General features: G+C 73.1%; 13 protein-coding genes. 6 read left to right on the plus strand and 7 right to left on the minus strand.

Annotation, left to right across the window (positions count from 1 at the left end; translation table 11 throughout):
• Window positions 1-62: 62 nt before the first annotated feature.
• On the plus strand, window positions 63-1091 hold the full coding sequence (locus tag ACZ4D5_RS15315) for an NAD(P)/FAD-dependent oxidoreductase (protein WP_467772836.1): 1029 nt from the start codon (window positions 63-65) through the stop codon (window positions 1089-1091).
• 147 nt (window positions 1092-1238) lie between these two features.
• On the opposite strand, the gene ACZ4D5_RS15320 is transcribed toward ACZ4D5_RS15315, so the two are convergent.
• Window positions 1239-1835 carry a GNAT family N-acetyltransferase gene (locus ACZ4D5_RS15320; RefSeq protein ID WP_467772837.1) on the minus strand — a complete coding sequence of 199 codons (597 nt, stop codon included), beginning with the start codon at window positions 1833-1835 and terminating at the stop codon, window positions 1239-1241.
• Between the two features lie 85 nt (window positions 1836-1920).
• On the opposite strand from ACZ4D5_RS15320, the gene ACZ4D5_RS15325 reads away from it, so the two are divergent.
• A complete protein-coding gene (locus tag ACZ4D5_RS15325; protein WP_467772838.1) occupies window positions 1921-2838 on the plus strand; it encodes an SDR family oxidoreductase in 918 nt (305 codons plus the stop codon).
• A gap of 43 nt (window positions 2839-2881) precedes the next feature.
• On the opposite strand, the gene ACZ4D5_RS15330 is transcribed toward ACZ4D5_RS15325, so the two are convergent.
• The 3 genes from ACZ4D5_RS15330 to ACZ4D5_RS15340 all read right to left on the minus strand — a co-directional run bounded on the left by ACZ4D5_RS15330 (window position 2882) and on the right by ACZ4D5_RS15340 (window position 5947).
• Complete coding sequence (locus tag ACZ4D5_RS15330; RefSeq protein WP_467772839.1) at window positions 2882-3715, minus strand: enoyl-CoA hydratase/isomerase family protein; 834 nt, start codon at window positions 3713-3715, stop codon at window positions 2882-2884.
• A 114-nt stretch (window positions 3716-3829) separates the two neighbouring features.
• A complete protein-coding gene (locus tag ACZ4D5_RS15335) occupies window positions 3830-4591 on the minus strand; it encodes a PIG-L deacetylase family protein (protein ID WP_467772840.1) in 762 nt (253 codons plus the stop codon).
• A 54-nt stretch (window positions 4592-4645) separates the two neighbouring features.
• Window positions 4646-5947, minus strand: coding sequence for an alpha/beta fold hydrolase (locus ACZ4D5_RS15340; protein WP_467772841.1), 1302 nt, complete (start codon window positions 5945-5947; stop codon window positions 4646-4648).
• A 173-nt stretch (window positions 5948-6120) separates the two neighbouring features.
• On the opposite strand from ACZ4D5_RS15340, the gene ACZ4D5_RS15345 reads away from it, so the two are divergent.
• From ACZ4D5_RS15345 to ACZ4D5_RS15360, 4 genes are read left to right on the plus strand one after another with little or no spacing between them, the layout of a single operon-like run.
• On the plus strand, window positions 6121-6882 hold the full coding sequence (locus ACZ4D5_RS15345; RefSeq protein ID WP_467772842.1) for a (Fe-S)-binding protein: 762 nt from the start codon (window positions 6121-6123) through the stop codon (window positions 6880-6882).
• Window positions 6879-8381: a LutB/LldF family L-lactate oxidation iron-sulfur protein gene (locus ACZ4D5_RS15350; protein ID WP_467772843.1), complete on the plus strand. Its 1503-nt coding sequence runs from the start codon at window positions 6879-6881 to the stop codon at window positions 8379-8381. The genes ACZ4D5_RS15345 and ACZ4D5_RS15350 overlap by 4 nt, the downstream gene beginning before the upstream one ends.
• Window positions 8382-8386: 5 nt before the next feature.
• Window positions 8387-9043 (plus strand): LutC/YkgG family protein, encoded by a 657-nt coding sequence (locus ACZ4D5_RS15355; RefSeq protein WP_467772844.1) that lies wholly within the window; start codon window positions 8387-8389, stop codon window positions 9041-9043.
• A 22-nt stretch (window positions 9044-9065) separates the two neighbouring features.
• A complete protein-coding gene (locus ACZ4D5_RS15360; RefSeq protein WP_467772845.1) occupies window positions 9066-10229 on the plus strand; it encodes an ABC transporter ATP-binding protein in 1164 nt (387 codons plus the stop codon).
• A gap of 97 nt (window positions 10230-10326) precedes the next feature.
• Here the strand turns inward: ACZ4D5_RS15360 and ACZ4D5_RS15365 are convergent, their stop codons facing one another.
• From ACZ4D5_RS15365 to ACZ4D5_RS15375, 3 genes are read right to left on the minus strand one after another with little or no spacing between them, the layout of a single operon-like run.
• Entirely contained in the window at window positions 10327-11265 is a 939-nt protein-coding gene (locus ACZ4D5_RS15365) for an ABC transporter substrate-binding protein (RefSeq protein ID WP_467772846.1), read from the minus strand.
• Window positions 11262-11942, minus strand: coding sequence for an ABC transporter permease (locus ACZ4D5_RS15370; protein WP_467772847.1), 681 nt, complete (start codon window positions 11940-11942; stop codon window positions 11262-11264). Before ACZ4D5_RS15370 ends, ACZ4D5_RS15365 begins: the two co-directional genes overlap by 4 nt.
• Complete coding sequence (locus ACZ4D5_RS15375) at window positions 11939-12628, minus strand: ABC transporter permease (protein WP_467772848.1); 690 nt, start codon at window positions 12626-12628, stop codon at window positions 11939-11941. Before ACZ4D5_RS15375 ends, ACZ4D5_RS15370 begins: the two co-directional genes overlap by 4 nt.
• Between the last annotated feature and the right edge of the window lie 35 nt (window positions 12629-12663).

Here is a 12663-nt window from a genome sequence, read left to right on the forward strand (position 1 = left end):
GGGGCGATGGTCCTGACAGAGGCGGTCACCGCGCCCGGAACGAGAACCCGAAGGAGAAGGCCATGAGGAACGTTCTGAAGAACGCGACGCGGAACGCTGCGGAGAAGGCTGCGGAGGACGCTGTGGAGAAGGAGACGGCGTACGACGTGGTGGTCGTCGGAGGCGGCGCGGCGGGCCTGAGCGCGGCCCTCGTGCTCGGCCGGTCCCGGCGGCGCGTCCTGGTGGTCGACGCGGGCGATCCGCGCAACGCGCCCGCCGCGCACATGCAGGGCTACCTGTCGCGGGACGGCATGCCCCCCGCCGAGTTCCTCGCCGAGGGGCGCGGGGAACTGGAGCGCTACGACGTGGAGATCGTGCGCAACCGCGTGACGGCGCTGTCCCCGGACCCGGACGGCGAAGGGGGGTTCGAGGTCGGGCTCGCGGACGGCGGGGCGGTGCGCGCGCGGCGGGTCGTCCTGGCGACGGGCGTCGTGGACGAACTGCCGGGCGTGCCGGGGCTCGCCGAGCTGTGGGGCCGCGACGTGCTGCACTGCCCGTACTGCCACGGCTGGGAGGTGCGGGACCAGGCCTTCGGCGTGCTCGCCTCGGAGCCCTTCAGCAGTCACCAGGCGCTGCTCGTCACCCAGTGGTCCAAGGACGTGACGCTGTTCCTGGACGCCGTGCGGGAGCTGCCCGACGCGGAGTGGGAGCGCCTCGCGGCGGCCGGGGTCCAGGTGGTGGAGGGCGAGGTCGCGGGCCTGGAGGTCGTGGACGGCCGCCTGACGGGCGTGCGGCTGGCCGACGGCCGGGTCGTCCCCCGCTCGGTGCTGTTCGTCGCCTCGAAGCCGGTTCCGCGGGAGGACCTCCTGGACACGCTCGGCGCGGAGTTCCGGGACACCCCGTTCGGCCCGTACCCGGCGGTGGACGAGGCCTTCCGCACCACGGTCCCCGGCGTCTGGGCGGTGGGCAACGCCGCGGGCCCCATGGAGCAAGTGATCAACGCGGCGAGCGCCGGCTACCGGGCGGGCACGGTGATCAATGCCGAGCTGGTGATGACGGGCATCGAAGCGGAGGCGGCCCGGCGGAGGGCGGGCCGGACCAGCGCGCCGTAAAGCGCGCGGGGAACTGCGCCCTGTAAGGGGCGCGGGGAACTGCGCCCTGTAAGGGGCGCGGGAACTGCGCGACCAGCCACATCAAACCCGCACCCGAACACCACCCCCAAACGCACTCCCGGCACTCCCGGCACCCCCACCACCCCCTCAACAGGCATCGCCCTGAACCAGGGCATGCAGGTGCTGGTCATGCCACCCGTCCGCATGCAACAACGCCCCCCGCATCGTGCCTTCGAACCCGTACCCGGCCTTGGCCGCCACCCGGCACGACGCCGCGTTGGCCACGGAGTGACACAGCCGCAGCCGGTGCAGGCCGAGGTCCAGCGCCCAGCGGCTCACCCGCCGCACCGCCTCCACGGCGACACCGCCGCCGCGCGCAGCCGGAAGCAGCCAGTACACGATCTCGGCGCTGCCGCCCTCCAGGTCGATGTCCCCCCACCCGATGAGCCCGATCGCCGCGCCGCCCTCCGGCCGCGCGACCGCCCAGATCGCCCCCGTCTCGGCCCGCCAGCGCTCGTGCATGCGCTCGATCCTGCCGGCCGCCTCCTCCCGCGACTCCACGGGCAGGAGGTTCCACCGGCTGATCCCGGGATCCTGCCCCGCGGCCCCCAGCGCGGCCGCGTCGGCGTCGTCCACGTGCCAGGGACGGAGTTCGAGTCCGCAGGGGAGGTCGAGCACGGGCTGCCGGACACCAGCCATGCGACCCGCGGGAACGACCGGCGGTACGGGCAAGTTGGAGATCATCGCGGCATGCTGCCACAGCCCCGCGGCGCACGGAATCGGATATCGGGCATGGAGGTTTCGTCCCGTACGCGGTATCGATGCGCGCATGACGGACGACGAAGCCCCACGGCCCTCCGCGCCCGGCCGCGCGCTGCCCGGTCTGCCCGCTCCTCCCCCGCCGGGCGCGAGCGCGCTGCCGCCCGGCACGTACGACGGGACGGTCGTCCTCGTCACCGGCGGCGGCACGGGCCTCGGCAAGGCCGTCGCCGCGGAGTTCGCGCGGCTCGGCGCCGACCTGGTGATCGCGAGCCGCAAGGAGGAGCGGCTCAAGGCGGCCAGGGACGAACTGGCGGCGCTGGGCGGGCGGGTGACGGCCGCGGTCTGCGACGTCCGGGACGCCGAGCGCGTCGCGGAGGTCTTCGACGCGGCGCAGGAGGCATACGGCCTGCCCGGCGTCCTGGTGAACAACGCCGCCGCCAACTTCCCCGTACCGGCCGAGGACATGTCGCCGAACGCCTGGCGCTCGGTCGTGGACATCACCCTCACCGGCACGTTCCTGATGACGCGCGAGTTCGGCCGCCGCCACCTGGCCGCGGGCACCCCGGGTTCGGTCATCGACGTCGGCGCTTCGTACGCCTGGACGGGCGGCCCCGGCTTCGCCCACAGCGCGGCGGCCAAGGCGGGCGTCAAGAGCCTGGTGGAGACCCTCGCCGTGGAGTGGGGGCCGTACGGCATCCAGGTCAACGGCCTCGTGCCGGGCCTGATGCCGCACGGCGACATGACCGCGGACATCCGCGGCAACCTCGACCGGGCCCGCGACACGGCCGCCCGCCAGCCCGCACTCCGCGTCGGCCTGCCCCGTGAACTGGGCTGGGCGGCCACGTTCCTGGCCTCCCCTTACGCCCGCTTCATCACGGGGCACACCTTGGTGGTGGACGGCGCGAACTGGCAGCGGCGCGCCGTGGTGAGCCCGCCGGTGACGACGGTGCGCGAGCAGCTGGGGCGGGGCGAGTTCACGCCCTGAGCCCCCCTCCCCCCGCTCCGCGCCCTGAACCGACGGCCCGCTCTCACTTCCCCTCGAACGAAGCTCCCCGCCCCGCCGCCTGCGCCCCGTACCCCTCACGCGAGTCCTCCGACGTGAGCGTGATCGCCGCGTTCATCGCCACGCGGTCCAGCGCCCCGGCCATCCCCGCGTCGGCGTACGCGTCGATGCCGCGTTTGATGCCCTGCACGGCCAGCGGCCCGTTCGCCACGATCTCGGCCGCCAGCGCGCGGGCCGTCTTCGCCAAGTCGCCGACCGGGACGACCTGTTGGAGCAGCCGGAGCCGCTCGGCCGTTGCGGCGTCGATCCGGCGGCCCGTGAGCGCGAGCAGCTTCGCCCAGCCGGCCCCGGCCTCGCGGGCGATGCGCAGATCGCCGCCCGCGTCCACGGCCACGCCGAGCCGCGCCTCGGGCAGCGCGAACACCGCGTCGTCCGCCGCGATCCGCACGTCCGCCATCAGGGCCAGTTCGAAGCCGAACCCCAGGCAGTACCCCTGCACGGCCGCGACGACCGGCTGCGGCAGCTCGGCGAAGACGCGGAAGCGCTCGTGGACCCAGCGCATCGCCTCGTAGTAGTTGCGGGCGTGCTCGGCGCCGGAGCGGCCCGTGATCGCGCCGCCCGGCGCCGTGATGTCGATGCCCGCGCAGAACGCCCGGCCCTCGGCGCGCAGCAGCACCGCCCTGACGGAGTCGTCGAAGCGGATCCGGTCGGCGAAGAGGCCCAACTGCCGGGTGGATTCCCAGCTCCACGCGTTCAGCTTGCGCGGGCGGCAGAGGGTGAGGACGCCGAGCCCGTCCTCGACGTCGAGGCGCAGCCGCTCCTCGCCCTCCGGGATGTCCGTGCCGATGGTGTCGATCATGCGCGCGCTCCCCTGCGCCGACGGACCTGATGACCCGTCAGGCTAAGGGCGCGGGCCCGTCGGCAGAAGACGCCTGCCGGATGTCGGCAGAGGACGCCCACCGGCTGAGGGCACCTACCGGCTGAACACCTCGAACCCCACCGCGGGCTTCCCTCCGAAGCGCGGGGCCAGCGCCTGCGCGTTGCCCGTGAGGAACGTACGGCAGTACTTCTCGGGGTCCTCGTCCGTCAACGCCTCGATGTAGCTGCGGTGTTCGAGGAGCGAGGCCACCGAGCGGTCAAGGCCCGCCGACGCGTCCGCCGCGTGCGTGGGCGTCGACGAACCGGCGACGGCGACCCACCGCACGCCGTTCCAGGGCTCGAGGCCCTGCTCCTCGATGAGTTCCGGGAAGATCCAGCGGTTGCCCGCGTCGGCCGCGGCGTCCAGCGTGGCGCGGCCGACCGCCACGTGGTCGGGGGTGTTCCAGGCGACGCCGCCCCAGGTGTCGCGGTGGTTGAGGGTGATGACGAGCTCGGGGCGGTGCCTGCGGATCGCGGCGGCGATGTCGCGGCGCAGCGCGATGCCGTACTCGATCACGCCGTCCTTGTGGTCGAGGAACTCGACGGTGTCCACGCCGACGACGGCCGCGGAGGCCCGCTGCTCCCGCTCGCGCAGCGGGCCGCAGGTGGCGGGGTCGATCGTGTCGATGCCCGCCTCGCCGCGGGTCGCGAGGAGATAGGCGACCTCGCGGCCGCCGTCCGTCCAGGACGCGATGGCCGCCGCGCAGCCGTACTCCAGGTCGTCCGGGTGGGCGACGACGGCGAGCGCGCGCCGCCAGTCCTCGGGCATGGGCGCGAGCTGGTCGGCGGGCGCGGCTGTGGTCTGCGGCTCGGTCATGATCCCCACTCTATCGCCGGGGTCCGACGACGAGTTGGGCCCGATACCCCGGAGCTACGCCTCGCCCCGCGTCATCGCGATGAGCCGGTCGAGCACGCGCGGCCCGCCCACGCGCAGCCCGTCGTGCTCGAACTCGTCGGTGACCCAGGTCCGCAGGCCCCGGATGGCGCGGGCGGTGCGCAGGGAGTACTCGACGTCGACGTACATGTCGTCGTGGTAGACCGACGCGGCCGCGGGCACCTCGTTCGCGGCGAGGCGGTCCAGGTCGTACAGGCGCGGCCAGTCGGTGCGCGCGGCGAGCAGTTCGGCGGTCTCGCGCAGCGGGCGCAGCGCCGGGTCGCTGTCGAACATCCAGCGCTGCACGGCCTCACCGGTGAACAGCAGCGGAGCGTCGCCCGTCAGGGCCTTCTCCGTGTCGAACTGCGGGAATTCGGTGCGCACCCGCTCGGCCGCCCATGCGGTGGGCCGCTCGCCCTGGCCGTAGATCGCCTCGTGCAGGACGGCGAAGAGCGGGTTGGCCGCGTACGAGAGCTGGGTCGCGACGTTCTCCTGGAACGCGTCGGAGAGCACGCTGCCCGCAGGGGTGCGCACGAAGGCGTCCTCCAGGAGGTAGTGCAGGCGGTGGCTGCCGTCGCCCGTGCCGAGCAGCATGCCGAGCGACTGGAAGGCCGGCACGGTCAGCCGGTAGCCGTTGGGGAGCACCGGCTCGTGCTCGGCGAGGTACGCGGCGACGCGGCGGGCCCGCTCGACGTCCTGGGGGTAACGGGCGTAGTGCGCGGCGGTCTTGCGCTCCATGCGGGGGTAGGTCGCCCGGTACACGTCGTCGGCGTGGCCGTCGAGCGAGGGCAGGCCGCCGGTGATCAGCGCGGTCTCCAGGCCCTCGGGCGCCGCCGACAGGTAGTGCGTGGCGCAGAATCCGCCGAAGCTCTGCCCGAGGACGCTCCAGGGGGCGCCGCCCGTCACCTCGCGGCGGATCGCCTCGCAGTCGCGGACGATGGAGTCGGCGCGGAAGTGGACCAGATAGTCGGCCTGTTCGCGGGGGCCGCCGCGCAACGGGAGCGTCTGGCGGTTGGCCGGTGTGGAGCTGCCGGTGCCGCGCTGGTCGACGAGCAGCACACGGAAGTCCCGCAGGGCGCGGCCGAGCCAGGACTCCGTGCCGCTGAAGCGGGTCGCCCCGAAGCCGGGGCCGCCCTGGAGGTAGACGAGCCAGGGCAGGTCGGCGCCGCCCCGGGACGCGGAGACCACCTCGCGGGCGAAGACCTCGATCCGCTCCCCCGCCGGATCGTCGTGGTCGAGCGGCACGTCGAAGCGGCGGTCGGTGAGGACGACTCCGGGCTGGCGGTACGTGTCGGACAAGGCTGCTCCCGAGCGGTGGTGTGCGGATCCTTGTCCTCCAGTCCAGCACATCCGCCGATCCGGCCGTCCCCGGGGCCACGGCACCGCGGGCCCCGTACGCCCGGACGACTCCCGCAACGCTCCTCGCCCGCGTACGCTGCATCCATCCGATGATCGACAAGGAGGAACCCGCGATGCGTGTCGCCCTGTTCCTGACCTGCGTCAACGACACGCTCTATCCGGACACGGGCCGCGCGGTGGTGAAACTCCTGACCAGGCTGGGAGTTGACGTCGACTTCCCGATGGACCAGACCTGCTGCGGGCAGGCCCACTACAACACGGGCTACCGCCACCAGGCGGAGCCCCTCGCGCGGCATTTCTCCGATGTCTTCGGTTCGGATTCCTACGACGCGATCGTGACGCCCTCCGGGTCGTGCGGGGCCATGGTGCGCGAGCTGTATCCGCGCATGGGCGAACGGGCGCGCGCCGAGGGCCGCGGCGACGGCCTCGCACGCACCCTCGCCCCGGTCGTCCCCAAGACGTACGAACTCACGGAGTTCCTGGTGGACGTCCTCGGCGTCACCGACGTCGGCGCGTACTACCCGCACAAGGTCACCTACCACCCGACCTGCCACGGCCTGCGCTCCCTCGGCCTCGGCGAGCGGCCCACCCGACTCCTGAGGGCGGTCAGGGGACTTGAGCTCGTGGAGCTGCCGGGGGCCGAGGAGTGCTGCGGCTTCGGCGGCACCTTCGCCGTGAAGAACTCCGATGTCTCGGCAGCCATGGGCGCGGACAAGGTGCGCCACGCCGAGTCGACGGGCGCCGACGTGCTGTGCGCGGCGGACAACTCCTGTCTGATGCACATCGGCGGCACGATGACCCGGCTGCGCACGGCCGTGCGGCCCGTCCACATCGCGGAGATCCTGGCGAGCACGGAAGAGGAGCCCCTGTCATGAGCGGCGGCACGTTCGTCGGCATGCCCGCGTTTCCCGCGGCGGCGCACGAGGCGGTCGGCGACACGACCCTGCGCGCGAACCTCCGCCACGCCACCCGCACCATCCGCGACAAGCGGGCCCGCGCGGTCGCCGAACTCGACGACTGGGCCGAGCTGCGCGAGGCGGGACGCCGCATCAAGGACCACACGCTGCGCCATCTCGACCGTTACCTGGTGCGGTTGGAGGAGTCGGTGGAGCGGGCCGGCGGCACCGTGCACTGGGCGGCCGACGCCGCCGAGGCCAACCGCATCGTCGCCGACCTAGTCAAGGCCACCGGCGAGACCGAGGTCGTCAAGGTCAAGTCGATGGCCACGCAGGAGATCGGCCTCAACGAAGCCCTGGAGGCGGAGGGCATCCACGCCTACGAGACCGACCTCGCCGAGCTGATCGTGCAGCTGGGCCACGACCGGCCCTCACACATCCTCGTACCGGCCATCCACCGCAACCGCGGCGAGATCCGCGACATCTTCGAGAAGGAGATGGGCAGTTGGGGCCGCCCGGCCCCGGAGGGACTCACCGACAGCCCCGCCGAGCTCGCCGAGGCCGCCCGCCTCCACCTGCGCGAGAAGTTCCTGCGCGCCAAGGTCGGCATCTCGGGGGCGAACTTCATGGTGGCCGAGACGGGCACGCTCGTCGTCGTGGAGTCGGAGGGCAACGGCCGCATGTGCCTCACCCTGCCCGAGACGCTGATCTCCGTGGTCGGCATCGAGAAGCTCGTCCCGACCTGGCGCGACCTGGAGGTCTTCCTCCAGACCCTGCCCCGCTCGTCGACGGCCGAGCGCATGAACCCGTACACGTCGATGTGGACGGGCACGACCGACGGCGAGACAGCCGACGGACCGAGCACCTTCCACCTCGTCCTCCTGGACAACGGCCGCACCGACACCCTCGCCGACGAGGTCGGCCGCCAGGCCCTGCGCTGCATCCGCTGCTCGGCGTGCCTGAACGTGTGCCCGGTGTACGAGCGCGCGGGCGGGCACGCCTACGGCTCGGTCTACCCGGGCCCGATCGGCGCGATCCTCAGCCCCCAACTGCGGGGCACGCAGAGCGAGATCGACGCCTCCTTGCCGTACGCCTCCTCGCTCTGCGGCGCCTGCTACGAGGTGTGTCCGGTCGCCATCGACATCCCCGAGGTCCTCGTGCACCTGCGGGAGCGCGTGGTGCAGGGCGGCGAGGTCACGCGGCGCGGCGTGAAGGTGACGCTGAAGCCGGCGAAGGGGCACGCGGCGGAGCGGGCGGCGATGCGCGCGGCGGGTCTGGCGTTCGCCCGCCCCGGTGCGCTGCGCGCGGGCCAGCGCCTCGCCTCGCGCACCCGGCGGCTCCACCCGCGCACGCTGCCGGGTCCCGGCCGGGCGTGGAGCGCGACACGAGCGCTGCCGAAGCTCCCCCCGGAGCCGTTCCGCGACTGGTGGCAGCGGACGGACGGCGGCAAGGACAGCGGAAGGGACGGCGCCGAGTGAGCCAAGTGAGCAGCAGGGACCGGATCCTCGGCCGGGTGCGCCGGGCACTCGCCGACCTGCCGGACGACGAAGCCGCGTACGACACGTACGAGACGGCGGTGGACCGCGGGTACGCCCGCGAGCACGGCGCCCGCACCACCGAGCAGACCGTCGACCTGCTCGCGGAGAACCTCGCGGACTACCGCGCGCTCGTGCATCGCTGTACGGCCGACGAGCTGTCGGAGCTCCTGATGCGCCTGCTGGCGGAACGTGGCGCGCGGACCGTCCTCGTGCCGCCCGGCCTGCCGCCGTACTGGCTCGAGGCGGCGGACCCGGTCCGCGTCCACGACCGCGCCGCCAGTACCCCGCACCAGCTCGACGAGGTCGACAGCGTCGTCACCGGCTGCGCCCTCGCCGTCGCCGAGACCGGCACGATCGTCCTGGACGGCTCCCCCGACCAGGGCCGCCGGCGCATCACCCTGGTCCCGGACCACCACATCTGTGTCGTACGCGTGCCCGACCAGGTCGTCGGTTCCGTGCCGCGGGCCCTCGAACGGCTGGACCCGGCCCGTCCGCTCACCTGGATCTCGGGACCCTCCGCGACCAGCGACATCGAGCTGGACCGGGTCGAGGGGGTGCACGGACCGCGCACCCTGGAGGTGGTGCTGATGAGCGGAGAGTGACGGGCGCGGCTAGCGTGAGGGAATGATCCGGTTCGAGCAGGTGACCAAGCGCTACCCGGACGGCACGACGGCCGTGGACGACCTCTCCTTCGAGGTCGCCGAGGGCGAACTGGTCACGCTCGTCGGCCCCTCCGGCTGCGGCAAGACCACCACGATGATGATGGTGAACCGCCTCATCGAGCCCACCTCGGGCCGCATCTTCGTGAACGACGAGAACATCGCCGACGTCGACCCGGTGCGCCTGCGCCGCCGCATCGGCTACGTCATCCAGCAGGTCGGCCTCTTCCCGCACCGCACGATCCTCGACAACACGGCGACCGTCCCCGCCCTCGTCGGCTGGAAGAAGGCGAAGGCGCGGGCCCGCGCGGCGGAGCTCCTCGACCTGGTGGGCCTGGACCCCAAGACGTACGGCTCGCGCTACCCCGAGCAGCTGTCGGGCGGCCAGCGCCAGCGCGTCGGCGTGGCACGGGCGCTCGCCGCCGACCCGCCCGTCCTCCTGATGGACGAGCCGTTCGGCGCGGTCGACCCGGTGGTGCGCGAGCAGTTGCAGGACGAGTTCCTGCGGATGCAGGCGGCCGTGCGCAAGACGGTCCTGCTCGTCACCCACGACATCGAGGAGGCGGTCCGCCTCGGCGACCGCATCGCGGTGTACGGGCAGGGGCGCATCGAGCAGTTCGACACCCCGGGGGCGGTGCTCGGGGCGCCCGAGACGCCGTACGTCGCCGAGTTCGTGGGCGCCGACCGGGGCCTCAAGCGTCTCTCGGTCACCGAGATCCAGACGGACGACCTGGAGGAGCCGCCGATCGCCCGCCTCGAAGAGCCCGCCGCGCAGGCCGCGGCACGGCTGCGCGAGGAGGAGGCGCGCTGGGCGGTGGTCCTGGACGCGGACGGCGATCTGCACGGCTGGGTCGGGGTCGACGAGGTGGCCCTCGCCGGCACCGGCGGCACGGTGGGCGACCTGGCCCACCGCATGAACTCCTGGGTCCCGGTCGGCGCCCCGCTCAAGCAGGCGTTCGGCGTGATGCTGCAGCACGATGCGGGCTGGGTGGCGGTCCTGGACGGCGCGCGCTTCCTCGGGGTCCTGACCCCGGCGAAGCTGCACGAGGCCTTGCGGCGCTCGGTGGACGCGGACGCGTTGGGCGTGACGCGGGATCAGGTGGAGTTCGACTCAGTGGCAGACGCGTAGCAGCCCCCGTCGGCAGGCGCCCCCGTAAGGGGCGCGGGGAACTGCGCGACCAGCCAGGACGAACCCGCAGACAAAAAGGCCGCCCCTCAGACAGCACTCAGAGCAAACCCTTGCTGTCCAGATAGGCCCGCGCAACGTCCTCGGGCAGCCGCCGCCAGCTGTCCACCTGCTCGTTCATGGACGCCAGGTCCTCCGTCGTCAGCACGGGGTTGAGCCGCCCGAGCGCGGCCGCGACGCCCTCGCTGCCCGCCCGGGAGCGATTGACCACCGGCACGATGTAGTCGGCGTTCTGGAGATGGCGATCGTCCTCCAGCAGCACGAGCCCGAAGTCGTCCAGAGTCGCGTCCGTCGAGGTGGTCAGGACCATCTGGTCCTGACCGCTCTGCACGGCCTTCTTGGCCTGCGTCGTCCCGACGCCCTTGGGATCGACCCCGGTGACGTCGATCCCGTACACCTTCTTCAACCCCGGGGCGCAGTACGGGCGTTGTACGCACTCGTCGCCCGCGGCGAGCCGCACCTTCAGGCCCGACGTGCCGAGGTCGCTCAGCGTCTTGAGCCCGTGCTGCTCGGCGTACGACGCGGCGACCGCGAAGGCGTTCTGGTCGACGGCCTTGCCGGGGTCGAGGACGCGGAGGCCGCGCGGGGTCGCGAGGCGGCGCAGGGCCTTCATGGTGGTGTCGAGGTCGGGTGAGCCGACGGGCGTCGCGTCGGCGCCGTTCTTCTTGGCGTTCAGCCAGTCCGCGAAGGTCGCCGCGTACTCGGGGACGACGTCGATCTGGCCGGACTCCAGGGCGGGTTCGTAGAGTTCGCGGTTGGCCACGGAGAGGATCTCCGCGCCGTATCCGGCCTTCCTCAGGAGCAGCGCGTACATCTGGGCGAGCAGGTCGGACTCGGTGAAGCCCGCGGAGCCGACGACGAGGTGCTTGCTGTCGCCCGGGGGCGCGGTGACCTCGCCCCGGTTCTCCAGCGAGGGCCCGCCGGCACAGCCGGTGAGCAGGGCGAGAAGGAGCGCCGCCGACGCCGCGCGCCGCCTCATCCGGCCCTCCCCCGCCCCCGCGCCCAGCCGGGCGCGAACCGTTCGGCCAGCTCGAAGACACCCTCGACGAGCAGCGCGAACACCGCCACGAGGACGGCACCCGCGACGACCTGCGGGGTGCTGGCCAGGTTGAAGCCCGCCGTGATGATCCGGCCGAGCCCGCCGCCGCCCGCGAGCGCGGCGATGGTGGCGGTGGCGACGAGCTGCACGGCGGCGATGCGGACCCCGCTGAGCACCAGCGGCAGGGCGAGCGGCAGTTCGACCTTCCACAGCATCTGCCGCCCGGTCATGCCCATCCCCCGCGCCGCCCGCACCACGTCGCGGTCGACGGCGCGCATCCCCACGTACGCGTTGGTGAGCAGCGGCGGCACGGCGAACAGGACGAGGGCGACGACGGTCGGCCCCTCGCCCCACGTGCCGATCGGGGTGAGGAGCAGCAGGACGAGCACCGCGAACGTCGGCACCGCGCGCCCGACGTTGGAGATGTTCACCGCGAGCGCGCCGCCCTTGCCGAGGTGGCCGAGGACGAGCGCGATCGGCAGCGCGATGAGGCAGCTGATCAGCAGGCAGACGACGGTGAGGAGGAGGTGCTGGGTGAGCCGGTGCCAGATGCCGTCGTCGCCCGCCCAGTGCGCGGAGTCGGTGAGCCAGGCCCAGGCGTCGCCGAGCGTCTTCATGGGCTCACCGCCCTCGACGCCCGCTCCCAGGGGGTCAGGATCCGTTGGACGCCGAGGAGCAGCAGGTCGGCGGCGACGGCGATGACCACGCACAGGACCGAGGCCGTGAGCACCTGCGCCTTGAAGTAGGTGTTCATGCCCGCGTAGATGAGGTTGCCGAGGCCGCCGAAGCCGACGATCGCCCCGACGGTGACCAGCGAGACGGCGGAGACCATGGCGATGCGCAGCCCGGCCATGGCGGCGGGCAGCGCGAGCGGCAGTTCGACGGTGAGCAGCAGCCGGATCGGGCCGTAGCCCATGCCGCGGGCGGCCTGCCGGGTCTCCTCGGGGACGGCGCGCAGGCCGGCGAGGATGTTCCGCACGAGCAGGGTGAGCGAGTACAGGACCAGGCCCGCGACGACGAGGGACGCCGAGAGTCCGTACACCGGGAGCAGCAGCGAGAACATCGCGAGCGAGGGGATGGTGTACAGCACGGTGGTGAGCGCGAGGACGGGGCCCGCGGCCCAGCCCCAGCGGCGGGCGAGCACGGCCAGCGGCACGGCGACGACGAGCGCGATCAGGACGGAGACGGCGGTCAGCTGAAGGTGCTGGACGACCGCGTCGATCAGGATCTGGCGGCGGGTGCTCAGATACTCACCGCAGATCCACTCGTTGCGCGCGAGGCAGTCGTCGGGGGGCGCGGTCACCCGTCCATTCAAGGCTCGGGAGGCGGGGGACGGCG

The organism is Streptomyces sp. NPDC025651, from assembly GCF_055558735.1.